Annotated in this window: 11 protein-coding genes; 2 read left to right on the plus strand and 9 right to left on the minus strand. The window is 70.5% G+C overall.

Annotation, left to right across the window (positions count from 1 at the left end):
* Positions 1-37: 37 nt before the first annotated feature.
* Positions 38-3,880 carry a wHTH domain-containing protein gene (locus OG403_RS03985; RefSeq protein ID WP_329561456.1) on the minus strand — a complete coding sequence of 1,281 codons (3,843 nt, stop codon included), beginning with the start codon at positions 3,878-3,880 and terminating at the stop codon, positions 38-40.
* Positions 3,881-4,348: 468 nt separating this feature from the next.
* Here OG403_RS03985 and OG403_RS03990 point away from each other — a divergent pair, with 468 nt between their 5' ends.
* Positions 4,349-5,863: a hypothetical protein gene (locus OG403_RS03990; RefSeq protein WP_329561458.1), complete on the plus strand. Its 1,515-nt coding sequence runs from the start codon at positions 4,349-4,351 to the stop codon at positions 5,861-5,863.
* Between the two features lie 45 nt (positions 5,864-5,908).
* Complete coding sequence (locus tag OG403_RS03995; protein WP_329561459.1) at positions 5,909-6,244, plus strand: hypothetical protein; 336 nt, start codon at positions 5,909-5,911, stop codon at positions 6,242-6,244.
* A 75-nt stretch (positions 6,245-6,319) separates the two neighbouring features.
* On the opposite strand, the gene OG403_RS04000 is transcribed toward OG403_RS03995, so the two are convergent.
* From OG403_RS04000 to OG403_RS04035, 8 genes are all read right to left on the minus strand, one after another.
* Positions 6,320-7,627, minus strand: a complete 1,308-nt coding sequence (locus tag OG403_RS04000; protein WP_329561460.1) for a protein kinase domain-containing protein — start codon at positions 7,625-7,627, stop codon at positions 6,320-6,322.
* A gap of 29 nt (positions 7,628-7,656) precedes the next feature.
* On the minus strand, positions 7,657-8,637 hold the full coding sequence (locus OG403_RS04005) for a protein phosphatase 2C domain-containing protein (protein ID WP_329561462.1): 981 nt from the start codon (positions 8,635-8,637) through the stop codon (positions 7,657-7,659).
* Positions 8,631-9,302, minus strand: a complete 672-nt coding sequence (locus OG403_RS04010; RefSeq protein WP_329572087.1) for a vWA domain-containing protein — start codon at positions 9,300-9,302, stop codon at positions 8,631-8,633. The genes OG403_RS04005 and OG403_RS04010 overlap by 7 nt, the downstream gene beginning before the upstream one ends.
* An 82-nt stretch (positions 9,303-9,384) precedes the next feature.
* Positions 9,385-9,513 (minus strand): hypothetical protein, encoded by a 129-nt coding sequence (locus OG403_RS04015; RefSeq protein WP_329561463.1) that lies wholly within the window; start codon positions 9,511-9,513, stop codon positions 9,385-9,387.
* Between the two features lie 134 nt (positions 9,514-9,647).
* Entirely contained in the window at positions 9,648-11,303 is a 1,656-nt protein-coding gene (locus OG403_RS04020) for a TRAFAC clade GTPase domain-containing protein (RefSeq protein WP_329561466.1), read from the minus strand.
* Positions 11,300-13,879: a GTPase-associated protein 1-related protein gene (locus tag OG403_RS04025; RefSeq protein WP_329561468.1), complete on the minus strand. Its 2,580-nt coding sequence runs from the start codon at positions 13,877-13,879 to the stop codon at positions 11,300-11,302. Before OG403_RS04025 ends, OG403_RS04020 begins: the two co-directional genes overlap by 4 nt.
* Before the next feature lie 73 nt (positions 13,880-13,952).
* Positions 13,953-15,173, minus strand: coding sequence for a TRAFAC clade GTPase domain-containing protein (locus OG403_RS04030; protein WP_329561470.1), 1,221 nt, complete (start codon positions 15,171-15,173; stop codon positions 13,953-13,955).
* Between the two features lies 1 nt (position 15,174).
* Complete coding sequence (locus OG403_RS04035; protein WP_329561471.1) at positions 15,175-17,406, minus strand: hypothetical protein; 2,232 nt, start codon at positions 17,404-17,406, stop codon at positions 15,175-15,177.
* Between the last annotated feature and the right edge of the window lie 242 nt (positions 17,407-17,648).

Here is a 17,648-nt window from a genome sequence, read left to right on the forward strand (position 1 = left end):
CCTGGCCTGGTACGGGTGGCCCTGTCGACTCCTGCGGTCACCCGAGCGGCACCCGCGCCAGGGCCGCCCGCACGGTGGCCGCCAGGTCGCCGACCTGGACACCGAGGGCACGCAGCTGCCGGGCGGCCTCCGCCAGCGGCAGATCGACGCGCCGGGCGATCCTGGCGAGCTGGGCGAGCGGCATCGGCGGGTCCATCGGCTGCGGCATCACCTGATCGTCGGCGGTCAGCAGGCGCAGCGCGTCGCGGTGGGTGAGATCGGGCGGCAGGTCATCGCGGGACACCCGCAGACCGTAGGAACACAGCCTGGCCGCCAGTTCCCTGGGGCGTCGGCCCAGGTCCCGGGCGGCCAGGACCAGGAGGAAGAACGGGATCTCGTCGTCCGGCCCGAGCCGGAACCACCAGACGTCGTCGAAGTCCTCCGAGCCGCTCCGCAACAGGTCCTCGTAGCGGAACAGCTCACGGTCGAGCTCGGTCGCACGCTGCGGCAGCACCATGCCCGTCCGCACCCCGTAGGCAGCCAGCCGGCTGGTCAGCGCGCGCAGGCTGAGCCCCAGCGCCTCGGCCACCTCCATGAGTTGGTGGAAGCTCGGCGCACGGTCCGTCCGGAAGGGCGACCACTCGACCTCCCACTTGCCGGCGAGCAGCTCGAAGTCGTCGAGCGACTCCCGGCAGGCCGTCCTCGGTGGCAGGGTGAAGCCGAGGCGCCCGTACTCGGCCCGCACCTCGTCGGCGGACAGCTCCAACCACCCCTGAGCGGCCACCAGTTGCCAGGGCGGCAGCGGCCCGACGGCACTCACCCACGGCCACTTTCCGTTGTGGTCCCGGCTGATCCAGTCGACGTACGCCTGGTCCGGCCGCTCCGGGAAGTCGAACGGCTCGACGTCCACGCCGTAGCGTTCGAGTCGGCCGCGCACCTCCGCCGGGCTCAGTCCCGTCCGCAGGGCGGCCTGGGCCACGTGGCCGGGCGGCACGGGTCCGTGGTGCTGGATCCCGGTGTGCGCGGTGATCACGCCATCCCGGTGGAGCAGTTGAAGGTCCAACTCATCGAGCGCGCCGTCCGGCAGCTCGGCCGGCAGGACGGCGATGCCGTAGGACCGCAGCCGAGCCGCGGCCTGCGCCGCGCTCACCCCGAGCTTCTCGGCGATCTTCAGCAGATCATCGATCGTCGCGTGCGAGCGGCGACGTTCGTACGGCTCGTCAAGCCAGCTCATGTCCGAGACGTCCCACTCACCCGAGCCTGAGGGGCCGGGCAGCACGAGGTCGCTGACCCCGAAGAGGCGTCGCCGCTCCAACGGGCCGGCCGGACCGCAGCCGAGCCGCCGGGCGATGCCGAAGACGTCCGACGGCCTGCTGAGCCCGAAGCCGCCACGCCCCCCGGTGAGCAACTCCAGGTCCGACGGCCGGGCCCTGACCACCTGGCGCGGCTCGACCAGCTCCGGTACGAGCTCCGCCAGCTGGCGCACCAGGTCGGTGGGCTCGTGGGCGAGCATCCGCCAGAGCAGGATGTGGTCCGGGATCGAGTAGAACCCCGCGTCCGTCGATCGTGCCGAGCGGCGGTTCGACGTCAGCAGGTGGTCGAGCAGCGCCCGGTCCAGCGGGAAGCAGCCGGCCGCGGCGGGTACCGTCGGCCGTCTGCGGTCACCGAACCCGACGCCCGCCTCGAACGCCGCCTGCGCCACCAGGTCCGCGGTTCGCGGACTGCTCTTGGCGAGCTCCTGCACCCACGCCAGGGTGAGGAATGCCGCCCCGCTCGTCACCAGAGTGGGCGCCGCTGCCGTCAGCAACTCCTCGACCTGGGCCGACACGTCCTCCAGCACCGTGAGGCGGTCGGTGCTGAGCTGCCGCGGGGCATGGTCCCCGGTCAGGTTGACCACGACGCCCCGGGTCCCCGACAGCACCCCGACCTGCCGCCGGGGTTCGATCCGCAGGCCATCCACCAGCAGCAGGCCGTCATGCCGACACCAGATCACCTGCGCACCGGGCGGGCTGTCCTGCCATTCCACCAGGTCACCACTGGGCCGGCCGACCAGCGACTGGAAGACCCCCGGCTCCCACGCCTTCCGCCGCCCACCGTGCTCCACGGTCGTGCGGAACTCGGCGATGCTCAGCACCCCGGCCAGCGCGTCCAGGCCCGACCAGGAGCGGCGCCGCTCCCGCAGGTAGAGCCGCACCCGGGTGCCGGGCAGGCTGCCCCGCTCCGGCTTCTCGACGATCCGGAACAGGTGGTTCGGCCCGAGGACGTGCGCCTCCACCAGCGGGCCCGGCACGCCGTCCAGCCCCATCCGGCAGGAGGTCACCCGGATCTCGTCCGCGAGCATGAAGTAGGACAGCACCCCGATCCCGAACCGGCTGTTGGGGTGGAGCCGCACCGGGGGCTCCACCCGCTCCCACTGCGCCTGCTCCAGCAGGAAGTCGGGCTGCTCGGCGAAACGGGCGCCGGCGTGCGAGAACAGACCGCGCAGCTCCGCCTCGCCCATGCCGATCCCGTCGTCCACGCACTCCAGGTACTCGCGGCCGTCCTCGTCCACCCCCTGGACGAACTCGATCCGGCCCTCGTACGGATGGACGGGCCGACCGGACCGCTCCAGGAACTGGGTCCTGGCCCGTCGGTAGCGGCACGCGTCTAGGGCGTTCTGGTACAGCTCGCGGACGGCCAGGCCGCGGTCCTTGTAGAGCTGGGTGCCGGTCAGCAGGCCGCGCCCCCGGCGGTCGTCCAGCCGGAACCGCGCACCACTGGTGAAGGTTCCCTCCGCCGGAACCACGCCGTCGGCGGAGATCCGCGCGGGCAGCGGCGGCATCGGCTGGGTGATCCGGTCGGGCAGGACGCGCCCGACCGCGAGGAGCAGCCCGTCCAGCCGCTCCGCGTGCTCGCGCAGGGCCTCCAGCACGGCCTCGTGCTCGCAGACCGCCTTCAGCACCGGCAGCTCCGGCGAGCCACCCCACGCCATCCCGGTCAGGGTCCGCCGCAGGCCGTCCAGCTCGACGGCGTTCGGGACACCGGTGTGCTCGACCACCGTGTCCGGCAGGACCGCGAGTTCGATCGCGGCGCCGTACGCGACGGCCAGCAGCAGGCTCGCCCGCCGCTCCCGGAGCCGCTGCCGGCCGGGCCCGGGCAGCAGCTCGTCCGCCTCCAACTGGCCGAGGTGCTCGGGATTGCAGACATCGGAGCCGAGCCGCAGACCGGCGAGCATCCTGGCCAGCCGTCGCGGGCTCAACGCCTCGGTCAGCGGCCCGCTCTCCGCGGCGAGCTCGGCCGCCAGCTCGGCGAGCTGGTCCGCCCCCTGCTCCTCCCGGGCGAGCCAACGGCGGTACAGCCACCATCCGATCGCGGGCGCGGCTTCCGGCCGCAGCTCGGCCCGGTTCACCAGCAGGTCGTGGCCGGCCAGGAAGGACTGGTACCCGGCGCGCCACCCGGTCGCTCCCGGCCGCGGTCGCAGGTCGGCCGGGTCGACCTCCAGGCGGGAGGCCACCAGCAGGAGCTGGTGAGCCTGGTACAGGTACGGCAGCAGGACGAGCACCCCGGCCTCGGCCGGGTACAGGTCGAGCGCGCCGTCGGGCTCCCCCAGCAGCCACTCCACCCGGTCCGCGAACCGCGCCGCGAACCCGGGATCGGCCCACGGGTCCCCGGCGATCCGCTGCTCGGCGGCATCCCGGACAGCAGCCAGTCGCCCCACCAGCCGCCCCGCGTGCTGCCGGTGCGCCTCGACCCCGCGCGCCGCCACGTGCGCCCAGACGCCCGAGTCCAGCACACCCCGAACCCACGGCTCCCTCGGCGGCGCGGGCTCGACGGGCCCCCGCACCGTCACCGAGGCCGCCTGGATCACCGGCCCCTCGTAGGTCCCCCCGCTGATGGTGTTCGTGATCCCGTGCCGCTCCACCCGCTGTCCTCCCCAGTCACCGCGTGGGGACAGCTTAGGAGACCGGCGCGCGCCGCTGCGGGCACTCGCGACCGTGATCCGCCGGCACCTGACCGACCGGATGTCAGTCGAGGACCTGGGCGAAACCTCGGGTGGGGCAGCAACGTTCGGGATCTGGCGACGGGCTCTCCGCCGCGGCGCTGCCGTGAGCGATCCCGCTGCCTGGGAACGGGCGTCGAGGATCGAACGTGCACTGTGAGCTTGGGAATCTCAAGATCCTCGAACACATTGCCGCAGGTCAGCGCAGTGGGATGTGATGAGCGCTATGCCCAGCGCTGACGTCCGCCCGGACTCGCCTTCTAGTGAAGACCCAGGCGAGGCCGGCCCGACGGGCACTAGGCTAGGCAGGCCGTACAGTTGCCGCCGCCCGGAATGTGGTACTCGGGCCGGCAGTCAGTGCGAGAAGTCATCACCTGGGGGGAGGTGCACGTGCTACTCAAATCGCTTCCGACGTTGCCCAAGCACCGCACGGACCTGGTCACCCGGCGCATGTGTGCCACCGCTCACCTGGATCCTCGGCTCGCCCGCGAGGTGCTTGCCGACTATGCCGAGGATGGCATGGAGGCGCTCGGCCCGCCTGTGGGTATCAACCTCATCGCCCTGGTGCGCCACTCCCGGCTGGTGGAGAGCCGCGTCCACAGCCAGGATCGGGTGCTGGCCTGGCTGCTCACTGCGCTGCTGGCGCTGGTCACCCTAGCGGTTGCGCAGGTCGCCGACCGGCGACCAATCGTCGCCTCTCTCGCACTCGGGGCGGTCCTGCTGATCCTCGTTGCGGCGTTCGCAGTCGTGTACCGCGCGCTCTGGGCCAGTTGGAGCATCGTCCTGGCGCTCAGCACCCAGGACGACTCCGCCTTGACATTGGCTCCGCCAGTGGCGGCGGAGGTCGAGCAGCACCTGGCCTCGTTCAAGCGCCTCAACATGGTCGTCTATCACCACTCCGTGGAGAAGGTGAACCCGTTCGTCGGCAGCGGCTGGCGGATCAGCGAGTCGGTCTGGAACCCGCTCAACATCGGTCGCCCGGCTAAGGACGCCAACGGCGCCGCTCTTGTTCCGCTCCCGTTCGACGCGGCCGATCTCCACCAGCATGTCGCCAAGCAGATCTCCAAGGCCACCGGACTCGAGTCGCTGACCGCGCGCAACCGGCTGTACGTCCGCGGCTTCTTCGTCTCCCACATCCCCGACGCGCTGCCTGATCCGACCAAGCGCCCGGCAGCCGTCATCCCGAGCGACTGGGTGAAGGCCGGAGCGGCCCGGCCCACCAAGGGCATGGAGACCTACCTCTGCCTGCGGGTGATAGGTGAGGGTGGACATGTCGTGGTGTCGATGCATCTGCGCGCCCAACTACACCACCCGACGCTCACCTGGGAGGTCAACTCCTATGTGCTACCGCCGCTCGGCGACCGTTTCGGCCTCCCGCAGAGGTTGCTGGCCGGCCCGGTTCGGCTCAGGCTCCGGGCGGCGCACGACGCGCTACGGCAGACCCGCCCGCTGCTTTTCGGCTCGCCAGGCCGGCTGCTGGGGCGTGCCAGCACCCGGGCGCGCACCGCACGAGCGCTGGAAAAGCAGCGCCGGGAGATTCGGAAGGGGTACGCCACCTTCGACTTCGGCGCAACCAACAGCCTGCGGGAGCGCGCCGCCTCCTGGGAGAAGATGGGTTTCGCCGAGCGTCGCGACAGCGCCACCTTCGTCAAGCTGTTGACGCAGGCAGTCCTGGTCTCCACCCGCGACTTCCTGACTGCACATCACATCGACACCACCGATCTGGATGATCAACAGCAGCAGATCATCCAGCAGCAGACCACCATCTTCAACGGCTCGATCGGCAACGCCGTGATCGGCGGTACCGGAAACACCCAGAACAACCAGCAGGGCCCGGTGGCACCACCCGGGGGAGGATCCTCCTCCGGGCAGCCGTCAGCGGGCGGGTCGCCTGCCGCACCATAGCCCATCGTCCATCGCTCTCTCGTCTCACCGACCCAAGGAGTCCCATTGCCCAGCGGCGACCAGTTCACCTTCAACGGCGAAATCAAGAATTCCGTGATCGGCGGCAGCAACAACGTCCAGAACAACTTCACCGGCGCGGAGTCATCAGCCGATGCCGTACGCCAGGCCGCTCAGTTGATCGATCTGGTTCAGCAGGAGTCCCCTGAACTCCATACCGCCGCCGAAGCAGTGCACGCCGAACTCGTTCGAGCGGCCGAGCAGCGCGTTTCCCCCGACTGCGGTCGGATCCGCTCCTGGCTGGACACCATCGTTCTCGGGCTGACTGCGGGCAGCAGTGCACTCACGCTGGTGCAGGGCATCCACCAGGCGATCGGCGGCTAGCAGGCCCTGCCCGGTGCCGAGCCGAGCCGAGCCGAGCCCACGGCAGACCGCACTGTCCCATCGGTGCCGCGTATCTCAGCTGGTGTGCACCACCGCTTCGGTGCCACCGCCCAGGTCCACTCGTAGACCTTCCCGGAGCGGCACCGACCGACCCGGCGGCACCGGGACCGTCGTACCGTCCGAGCGCCGGGCACTCCAGCTGGTCGCCGGAGTGCGGTTCGTCAGGCCGTACCGGCCGGGCTTCTGCGGATTCTCCGCAAGCTCCGCGATGACGGCCGAGTCGCTGAAGTCATGGCGGTCGGGCTCCCCCGACAGGTGATGCCCGTAGAGCTGAGCTCCGTGCCCGAGCCGGACGGTGCGAGCCACCTGCGGGCTGCTCGTGGTCACCACCAGCCACGGCGGCATGACCAGAGTTCGACTACAGGACCAGCACGTCTGCGCGGACGTACCCGTCGGCTCCGTCATGTTCGGGCGCCCGCAGTTCGCACAGACCACCATGGTGTCCCGGACCTGGCTCAGCACATCCCGCCACTGCGACTCGCGGACCCGGCGGTCCGGGTCTCGCAGGCCCTCGGTGAAGTTCTGCTGGAAGAGCCGCCGCAGAATCGGCGGGGCAGCCGCCCAGGTGGCCAGTACCGTGCCCTGCTCCATCGGGTCCGGCCGATTGGAGACGTCGTCCGGGTCGAAGACGAAGAGCGGCCGAGAGCCGTACATCCGCCGCTCGGCGGCCTCGTCCCAGCATCTGATCTTCAACTCCAGCGCGCCCTTCAGCGGATGATGGTTCATCAGCATCATGAACAGCAGCACCGAGAGCGAGTGCAGGTCGGTCTGCGTGCGCGGTACGGCGCCATCATCCCCCCGGACCAGTTCAGGGGCCATGAAGTCCATCGTGCCGCTGATCCCGGAAGCCTCACCTTCGGGAACGGCGTTGTCGTTGTCGCAGATCAGCACCGACCCGTCCAGCGGATCGAAGAAAACATTGCCCCAGGAGATGTCACGGTAGGCGACCCCCTGCGAGTGCAGTGACTTGTACGCCTCGACCAGGTGGATACCGGCCGTGAGCAGTGCTCGCGTCGAGGTCTTCATCTGACGGCTGAAGAGGCTCGGCAGGCCCTGGTACCGGTCCGGGCGGAGCCCCATCAGGTAGCCGAACCCATCGGCTCCGTCGCTCACCACCTCCTCCGGCCAGAGGAAACGGTCGTCCGTGATCCCGCGAGCCACCAGGTCTTCCACGATCTGGAGTTGGTTCTCGGTGGCGCTCTGCGGGAAGTACCACTTGAGGGCCCGGTCGCCTTGATCAGTCCGCACCCGGTAGACCTCGCCCTGCCCTCCGGCCCCGAGATACCCGGTGACCGTCACAGGACGGCCGGTCTCGGTAGTCATGTTCGAGCCGATTTCGAGCATTCCACTGGTCATTCGGAGTCCTCTGGAAGGGCGGGTCGCTCCGCCTCGTACACGCTGTCTTCGGCGGCCGGCTCCGCCACCCCTCGGCCCTTCCGGTTGCCCCGGTCGTACCAGGCTGCCACCAGGGTCGTATCGTCGCCGGAGTAGCCGGCCGCCCTGGCCAACCACTGTGGCAGATCGTCCTGCACCGCCGAGAGGCCCGTTCGCTCCAGCCGCGTGTAGAACCCCCGGGCGAACTCCTCGAAACCTGCCCGGTCGACGAAGCTCTTGGACAGCCCGTCGGTGGAGAGCATCAGCAGACCCGGCGGGCGCGCCGACCTCGCCAGCGGAGCCCAGTGCACCCGCATCAGCATGGGTGCGTCGCGGCTGCACAACGAGTCGGTCTCGTCACCCAGTTCGGGATGCACCGGCGCCAGCGGTAGCAGCGGACCACCGGTGTCCTGGCCGACCAGGGTCAACTCGCCGTCGCCGAGCTGCCAGGCCGCCACCAGCCCCGGGGTGAGCACGGCACCGACCAGAGTCGTGCCGTACGGCAGCAGGTCACGTCGCTTCGGCGGTTCGTCCGCTGCCGGGGGCGGGGTGTCCAACGGATGCTCCCGCAGATGCTCGGCGCACCGCTCCTCCCAGGCCCGCACGATGTCGTGCGGCATCCGCTGCTGGGCCTCCGCCCGTAGTCGGGGCAGTGACTGCCCCCGAACAGCGCGTTCGGCGAACTCCCCGGCCAGGCCCAGGAAGACCTCCACCGCGAAGCGCGCGCCGTGGTGGCTGCGGGAGTGCGGCGAGGCACCGTGCCCGTCCGCCGCTGCGAGCAACAGCACCTGGGTGGACCGTGGCCCGTCGTCCACGACGAGCGTCCGGCCCTCAGCGTAGTCCTGGCAGCGTGCCTTATGCGGGCCGGTCACACCGTGGTGCAGGATCCGCCAACCGGCCTCCGGACCAGCTACGGGCAAGCGTTCACCCTCAGGCTGGGCAGGCGGCACAGTCACCACACGTCATCGTCGTCATCGTCCTGCGACACCACCGGTGGAGCGTACGCTCCGTAGCCGCCGGAGCCCTCCTCCTTACCCGCCATCGGCTTGGAGGCCGCCTTTACCGCCACAGTGGACGCCCAACGAATCGCCGATGCCAAGGCCTTGGGGCTACCGGCGTCGAGTGGTTCGAGCTCGGGGTTGGCCAGGAACTCCTTGAGCACCTCCCGGTCGGCGTCCTCACCAATGCCGATGGCGACCCGGACCGCTCGCTGTCCCCATGGCGTCGCGTCGATCGCCTGCAGTCCAGCGCGCCAGTCGTCGGTCGGCTGCCCGTCGGACACCAGGGCCAGCACCGGCTTCAACGCTCGCGAGGGCATCGGTGGGATTTCCAACTCCCGGGCGACCATCTTCAACGCCTCACCGAGATTGGTCATGCCCTCGGTTTTGACGTCCGTCCAGCGAAAGTCGTCGATCGGGACGGGCGTGGCCTGCTGCCACCGCGCGCTGGACGAGAACGTCAGCACTCGCACCAGCAGAGAGGCCGCGGGGTTGTCGTGCGCTACGGACTGCATGGCCGGAAGTGCCTCGCGGATGGCGTAGTTCAGCGCTCCGATCTTCCCCTCGAACTCCATCGAGTAAGAGCAGTCGAGGATCCAGAAGAAGTGGACCGGCCTGGTCGCCATCGGACCGCCGGGCATGTCGCTCATGGTGTTTCTTTCCCCCTCGAATGGCATCTCCCCGGAACACCGAAGGCCGGTTGAACGATCAGGTGACGCTGTGGGCGAGCAGCAGGCCTGCGGCTGCCAGCATGCCCAGGGCGGCAACCGAAGCTGCCACCACGAACAGCACCAGTACGACTCTGCGCTGGCGCGCGATGTGTTCCGGTACGTCCACTACATCCTCCTCTCGCCCGACCGACATGCGTCCGGCGCATCAGGCGGTCCGGGTGATCAGCGATCCGAATCTACCGCACCACTGATGAGCCGTCAGAAACTTACTTAAACTGATCCGGGCAATCTGCCTAACTATCATTCATGTCGACTTACTCCGGTCGGAACACGCCGCCGTCCTCCGATACCGGCTCCCGACACCCTTCGACCGTCCGGAACCAGTGCCCCGACCGGCAGCCCGGTGCGAGACAGCAGCCAGAGCACCGGGGCGGCGGCAGTCGCAGCCTCGGCGTCCAGCGCCTGCGGTCCGGTCGCAGTACGTGAGCTGACGGCCCAGTACCTAGCCTCACCGAAGCTCCGGCTGAGGCCCCGGACCAGACTCTCCAGTCCCACCTCGCAGAGCCACTCGCCCACCCCGGCACCGGCCGCCACCGGCCCACAGCTCTCCAGCCCATCCAGCACGTCCCGTTTGGTCACCGCCACGGCCACCGGGGTGCGCGCCCGGCGCCCGGACATTGCTTGGAACTCTCCGGCGAGCCGGTCGAAGGTCACCGTGGGCTGCTCGCGCGCGGGCCGGGCCAGCACGGTCTCGTCCTCCTCCCCGGCGGACAGCCTGCTGCGGAACTCTCGGTCCGCAAGCACGTCGCAGACCAGCAACACCCCGTCCGCATGGGCTAGGTAGCGCTGGTCACGCAGCGAGTCGGTCTTCCGAAGCGCCTCCCCCATCGGGTCGTACAGATACAGCAGCCGACGTCGGCGCCCCTTCGACACTCGGACCATGAAGGCTTGCGGGAGCGTCTCGGTGGTCGCCCGAACCCAGTCACCCGAACGCAGCAACTGCTCAGCCCGCTCATACCGGTCCTGGTCGGCAGCGGTTCCGAAATCGACCGTGAGCCCGGAGCGCCAGGTCCCCGCCAGCAGCCCCGTCACGGCAGCCATCAGCAGCATGGTCTTACCCGAGGAGTCGGCACCGATCAGCGGCAGGTGCACCAGTCGGGCCGAGCCGAGCCCGTCGGGCAGGGCGCGACTGCAGTGCGGGCAGAGCGAGACCAGCCGCCCTCGACGCCCCGGCGAGCTGGTCGGCAGGATCTGCCCACACTGGCAGACCCTGCGGAACACCCCGTACCTGCCGGGCCGAAGTGCCGTATGCCGCCGCGAACAGCCCTCGCACTGGTACACGGGGAGGTCGATGGCCTCCCAGCACCCTGGGTACGGGCAGCGCATCCGGATCCCCCGTACCTTCAGCCACAGCCGCTCCAGAGCACGTGCCACGAACGCGGTTGCCGCCAACGAACCCACAAAAATTCCGAGTTGCACCGCGAGCAGCAGGAGCAGGACGACCACGACCGCGGCGGACAGCGCCGCGCCCACCACCGCACCCACCGCAATGCCCAGACCGGCCAACCTGGCCAGCTTGCGGCCCACCCAGTGGTCGAACGCGCGCCCCGCCCGATTCAGCCCCTGCATCCGGCGCCAGCCACGCTCGTTCAACCAGTCATCGACGAGTCGGCGCCACCAGGCTCGAGCTCCGTACCGGGCGGCGGTGCCGGCGTCGACCCAGACCTGCCGCCACCAGTACGAGGCATACGCGGGCTCACTGCCGGAGCCTGGCAGCACGATCCGGTGGTCCGGGCGTCCGGGCCGCCAGGGGCCCAGGCGTCGCCCGGCGGTCTGGGCAAAAATGCCGTAGAACTCTGGTGCGCTGACCAGGGCGGTCAGACTGCCGACCACGGCGACCACCGCCAGCAGCGCCAGCGCCACATCACGGACTACCAACCAGACGGCAAGGTTCATCGTCCGTCCTCCCGATCTCTGCCACGGCCGTTCTCGGCCCGAGGCGGTGGGGCCAGGTCAGGCGACCGCCCGTGCGCCGTCGGCCGGGCGGTCCGCTCCGACCTGCGGCGCAATCCGAAGCGCTCTGCGAGGCCCGGCCGGTGCCACCCCTTCCACTGCTCGGCCCATGACCCGCCGCTGGGGATCTTGAAGGGAGCCCGCCCGACCATCCGCCCGATCTCGGCCAGCTCGTCCGGCGAAAGCCTGCGCAACAGCGGCTTCAGGACCTCGGTCAACAGCCGTTGCCTGGTCCGGTCCCAGAGTTGCGAGGCACCCGGCATGGACTGCCACGCGACGAAGCAGGCGGCCGGGTAGCGCAGGTCCGACCGCATCCGGTCCAGCATCGAGGTCTCCCCGGCCAGCCGCTGATAGGCCGACAGCAGACCCTCGTCCCCGCTGTTAGCCAGGGTGACAAGCTCCTCGGCGAGCAGTACCTCGCAAACGCCGGTCCCGGTCCACGCGGATGGCCCGAAGCCCACCAGCACCCTGTTTGCCACCGCGTCGTCGAGTAGCCGGGCGATGGCCGGTTCGAGTGGCCGGGCCCGGTACGCCAGCGCCAGCGCCCTTCCGGTGAAGCCGGACCCGGCTTCACCGGAACTCACCTGAGCGGAGTGCACCAGCGCTTCGAGCGCGGCTGCTTCCCGCCCCTCGGCCATACCCCCACGGAGCAGAGCTGCTGCGAGAGCCGGGGCATGGACGTCGTCCGGTGTGCTCCCGAGCGCTACGGCCACCAGGTCGTGCTGTAGACCGGCCGACCGCAGCCGATCACTGCCGAGCATGGCCAGCAGCTCAAGGGCGTCGCCGATGCCGGGCCGAGCGGTCGGCCAGGCCAGCCGGTAGACCGTGCGGAGCAGCGAAGGGTCCTCGGACACCGACAAGACGACAGGTGCGTTCAGCAGATGACGCAGCAACGGCAGTCCGCCGGCGCCGGCGGGTGCCGCGAGAACCATCCGCAAATGCGGATACTCAGCCAGGTCCGCCGATTTCCAGTCAATATGACGATTAGCCAGTGCAGTCGTGGCCGCCCACGGATCGCCCTCCAGGACGATGTCGTTGAGCCGATCCAGCACCGCGGAGCACAGCGAAGCGCCGTACTCCCGGCCCAGCAGCGCAGACGCGCGTTCCGCCGTCTGGCCCCCGGAGCCGACCAGGGCTTCCGCCAGACGGCCGGCCAGGTGGCTCGACTCCGAACCGGGCTCAACTCCCAGCTGCTCCGCGATTTCGAGCAGCACCAGTATCCGCTGGAGCGGCGCGACGCCGTCCGAGACCACTGCTCGGAGCGCGGCACCGATCTCGGCCGCGAGCACCTGGGTCGCCGCCGTGCTCAGCCGGAGCAGCCGCCGGTCGACGGCGCCGGTTGACGAAGGGGCACGCAACACGGCACGGACCGCTGCGGTGGCCACCATGTCGGTGACACACTCCGGCCACCCAGCAGCGCACAGCGCGGCGCCAAGCCGCCCGAACTCCGGTTCCGACGTTAGCTTTCCGTTGGCAGCGGAAGCCACCATGCCTTCGACGAAGACGCACCAGAAGGCCTCGTCGTACTCCCGGGCATGGCCGCAGGCCCAGTCGACCGCCGCGTGGAGACCATCCGCCGTCGGGTCGATGCCCGCACCCAGTGCCAGCGCTGCGAGCCGACCCGTTCCGAACTCGTCCAAACGGTCGGTTGTCTCGGCTGCCGCTCGCCCGTTCGTGGCCCGCCGAAAGAGTTCGGGTCGACCGGCCAACCAGACCTGGGCCGCGACCTGGGCCCAGAGGCTGGACCGAGCGGGACTCGACGGGCCGCCCGCCCCATGATGCACACGGTACTGATGGTCGAGTTCGGCCGGGCCGAAGCCGAACTCGGCGTCCTGCCGTATTCCCACCACCATGTGCTTCGAACGGTAGGGGCGCCGGGTGTAGGTGGTGAACGTGAGCTCGGCCGCGTACCGGGCGGGCAGGGCTCCGCACGCGAGCGCGACCCACCGCGCGACACACGACGGATCCTGTTCGACCAGCACCAGTTGGGGGCCGGCCTGCTCGGCAAAGAGCTCCCGCACATCCGCCAGGAAGGCGGCCAGCCGGTCGCCGCGCTCCCGGGCGAAGCGGGTCAACACCTCCCGGCCGAAGGTGCCGCCGGGCGCGAATTCCGCCAGCGGTTCCGTGGTGGAGTTCCCCGGGTCCGTGGACCGCCAAGTCGGCGATCCCCAGGCCTCCACGGGGAGCAGTCGGCCTGGCAGCACGGCACCATGCGGCAGGTGAACGGCGTGGGCGTGGAAGTTGCCGTAGCGCCCGGTGTAGTCGGCGCCGGTGTACACCGTCCGACTGAGCAAGCCACTGCCATCCGCCAGCCGGGTGAACGCCAACGTCACGGGGAAAGAGGCCAGTTCTGCATCATCCGGCCGGGCCGGGGCATCACGCGGCGGCTCGTACCCCAACACCGGCTCGGCCTGCCGGAGGATCTCGGGACCGATCCCCGCCGATACCGCGGTGAATCGGAACCCCGATCCATCTGGACCGGGCGGCGCCGAGGTGTAGTGCAACTGCTCCAGTGCCACCGTCATCCCCTTTCGTGCAACCACTGCGTACTGGCCCGCCCGAGCTGTGGGCGCGGGTGCCGTCCGCCCCTTGTCACTTCGCCCGCCTGACCGGAAGCAGCCCACGGAGACCGAGCAGCCAGAACAACGGGTCCTCCACTCGGACCGGCTGCGGTCCCTGCTTGGGTGCGTCGGCCGGGGCGCCGGCAGGCGGCGGCGCCCCCAGGGCGGAGAGCGCGAATAGCGAGAAGGTCTGGAAATCCCGGTCGAGTTGGCGGTACAGCGCTCCACCGTCCCAGTCCTCCAGGAGCGCCCGCACCTCGTGGTGGACGCCGAGCCGGTCCGCCTCGTCCAACTTGCCGCCGGTGTGCGTGGCGTTGGTGGCCACCGGTGAGCCGGGCGGCAGGACCGTACGGAGCTCGTCGCTCTTGGTCAGCGCCACGGCCAGCGGTGTCGACACCCTTCCCTGGGAGTTGCCGCGCCGGTGACCGCGCAGCTGTTCGGCCAGGTCGGCCACGATCTGGACCGGCGGGGCCTCGATATCAGGCAGATGTCTGCCCTGCTCGGCGAGCAGGTCGCGGACCGTCCGCAGCTGAAGCGGATCCACCATCAGAATGATCCCGTCGGCAGCGGCCAGGTAAGCGGTGTAGCGATCCATCGCCTCGGCGCTGGCCAGGTTCTCCCCGGCTGCGTCGAAGAAGACCAGCGAAGTGTGCCGGCTCCCGTCGCCCCGCAACCCGGGCCGCGGCAGGCTCAGCCGAAACATCAGCGGGTCGTTGAAGCTCATCGCGGCGCTCTGGGTCGGGGCAGGCAGCCGCAACCCGTCGTACAGGTCCTCCTCCATCTCCTGGAACCGAGCCTGCGTCGATGCCCCCATCGCGGGCAGCGCCGCGCCGAAGGGACGGCCTGCCCGGCCGCGCAGCTCGTGGACCAGCACTGTGGTGGCCGTGCTCTTCCCCGCCGTCTTCGGCCCGACCAACGCGATGATCCGGCTCTGCTGATCGCAGTAGTCGGTGGGCAGGTCGCTGTGGCAGGTCCGACAGGCCCGGACCGGCGTGGTAACCCCACAGTTCGGGCAGGCAGCGCGCCCCTTCCTCGCGCCGAGCCGACCCGGCGGATCGAACAGCGGCCCCCGCAGCGCCGCCCGCTGGTTGCCCCCGCTCGCGGCGCGTCCGGTGAACGTCGCCCACACGTCGTCCGGCTCGGGCCCGCACGGGCTGCTGCCCCGTACTCCCACAGACGACATCAGGCACCGGTACTGCAGCCGGGATGCGTTGTCCCGGGTGAAGCAGTAGGGGCAAACCACATCGGTCATCTCAGCGCACCACCAGAGCATCGAGCGGAGGATCCTGCAGCCGGGCACCGGCAGCGTGCGGGCCGGTCAGAAAGGCCCGCAGGACAGAGGGACGGAACAGCTCCCGCACGTCGAGGCGGGTGACGACCGCCGCTGCGGACGCCAGCTCCTCCCCGGTGACGTGCAGGAGTTCGGTGCCCTGCTCCGGCCGGATCGGGCGAACCGTGCCGGCCAGCGCAACCAGCCGGAAGTCGGGACAGCGTGATTCCTCGTCAGTGGTCGGCCGGACGGCACGGATCTCGACAGGCAGGAACGTCGAGGCCCGCCAACGGGGCCGGCCCAGTGTCCAGGACACCCGGACACAGGTGGGCAGCACAAAGTCAGCCGAGTCCGTGACGACCAGGTCAGCGGCCTCACTGCGGACCGGGGAGACCGTCACCCGGCACGGTCGGTCGTCGACCGGCAAGGTCAGGCCTTCACGCAGGTAGCTGGTTCGCACCACGCTCCGGACCTCGGTCCGTCCACCCTGGGTCCAACTGACAATGACCTGCTGCGCCGGGTCAGGCCAGGCGAAGGAGACCCGGGCTGTGCCGTCGGCGGCGCGCACCACTGCCAACTCGCTTTCGGCGCCGAGAGTGTCGAGCAGCAGCGTCGGCCCGGCAACGGTCCGCCGACCGAGCGTCGTGATCGCGGTGAGCCGAGTGAGCGCTCCAAGCGGCAGGTCGAGCTCAACAGCCTTACGCTGCGAGGGCACCGAGCGGCCGGGCAGCGGCGCCAGGCCGTCGGCACGGTGTGTGAGGTCCTCACCGGAGGCCGGCGGCAGGGCATCCGGCCACTGGACCAGCCGTACCTCGCCACGTTCCGGCGCGACCCACTCCACCCGGACCGCCCCCGCAGTGTCCGCCCGGCTGATTGCCAGCGCCTCCAACGCATCCGGCCACTCCTCGACGAGCACCCGGGCGGACACCCCGTCGGACCAGACACGCTGACCGTCAGGCGACGAGTAGCCACATCGAACCGTGTAGACGTAACCGCCCGGTGCCAACCCCTCGTCGACGAATCCCGCGCGCTCGCAGCTGACCCGCACGGGCTGCTCGGACCCGCCCGGGCCGGGCTCGGCCCGCCGCCACACCCGCACGGCCGCCGCCCCCCGCGGCGCCTGCCAGGCCACCACCACCAGCCGACGTCCCGGGGTCAGGTCGAGGCCGGACACCTCGGGCGCGACCAGGCACGGTCCACCGACCAGCGCCCGGCCCGCCACTGCCCCGCCCGCCAGCGGCAGCACCGCGTAGCGCACCGTGCTGCCGAACTCAACGCTGCTGTCCAGCAGTTCTCGCTGACTGCCGCAGCCGACCTCAACCAGTCGTCCCGACGCGTCCACCGAACTCCGCAGGACCCGGTACGACACCGCTGGGCTGCCAGGAGACCGCAAGGCGGCGCGCTGCCAGGTCAACCGGACCCCTCGGGCCGTGGGCACGGCGCGGATCTCGGGCGCACCGGCCGCCCCCGGCAGGCGACTGGAGACCCTGACCAGAGCGGAGACGGCGGCCGGTTCGTCTGCTCCGAGACGCAGCGCCCGCAGGCAGCAGGCGACGGCCTCCTCGGCGCGATCGAGCCGTTCCAGCACCGCTGCCTCATCGAGTAGACCGCTCAGCTCCGCCCGGTCGGCCGAGATCCGATGCCGGAGCTGTTCGAGTAGATGGTCACCGGACGCCACGGGCAGCCGGTCGGCGAAGGCAGTCGCCTGCCGCAGCCGCCGGGCCCGCCAGGCATCCAGCACTCCCTCCGCCGCCTCCCGGTCCGCGCCCCGCCAGCCGACGGCGGCCGCCAGCTCCGCTGCCTCGTCCGGATGCACACCCAGCTCCTCGGCAGCAGCGGCTCCGATACCTTGCGGATGCTCCCGGAGCAGAACAAACAACTGATAGAGCGTCAGCCACCGAAGTCCCATCCGATCGGACTCCAGGACCTCGTGCACTCGGTCCAGAACGGCTGCTGCGGCACCGCTCCGCGGGTCCCCCGAGCTCGTCCAACCATCCGCGATCTCTTGCACGTACACCTGGTCGGCCCGCCGCCACCGCTTGGCACGGCCGGGAAACCAGAGACCGTCCAGCACCCGGAATGCGGGTCTGACCTCACCGATCGGGCCGGGGCCGGGAAGCACCAGAGCCTGCGCGACATGCCGGGCCCCGAGCGCCTGAAGATCGTCAACCAGTCCTGCGTAGTCCACCACCGCGGGGAACGCCGGCAACCCCACCCCCGTTTCCCCACCTGCCCCCGTCGCCAACCGTGCCCCGCCTCCACGCTCCCGCAGGTCCGGCCCCGGCTTCGAAGCCACGCCGGCCACTGCCCGCATCAACTCATAACGACATGCCAACCCGGCAGATCCCCCATCACAGCAGACGCGCAGCTCCGCTGTCCTCCTTTTCACCCCATCGATGAGATCCCGCGAGACGACAGAGGCCGACCTGCCGCTGGCAAACCCGACGCCGACACCTC

The organism is Kitasatospora sp. NBC_01266, assembly GCF_036242395.1.
Classification (GTDB): Bacteria; Actinomycetota; Actinomycetes; order Streptomycetales; family Streptomycetaceae; genus Kitasatospora.

Bases quoted from the DNA above. Each gene is read 5' to 3' on its own strand.
- OG403_RS04000 (WP_329561460.1), bottom strand. From the start codon at position 7,627: ATGACTACCGAGACCGGCCGTCCTGTGACGGTCACCGGGTATCTCGGG.
- OG403_RS04010 (WP_329572087.1), bottom strand. From the start codon at position 9,302: ATGGCGACCAGGCCGGTCCACTTCTTCTGGATCCTCGACTGCTCTTAC.
- OG403_RS04020 (WP_329561466.1), bottom strand. From the start codon at position 11,303: ATGAACCTTGCCGTCTGGTTGGTAGTCCGTGATGTGGCGCTGGCGCTG.
- OG403_RS04030 (WP_329561470.1), bottom strand. From the start codon at position 15,173: ATGACCGATGTGGTTTGCCCCTACTGCTTCACCCGGGACAACGCATCC.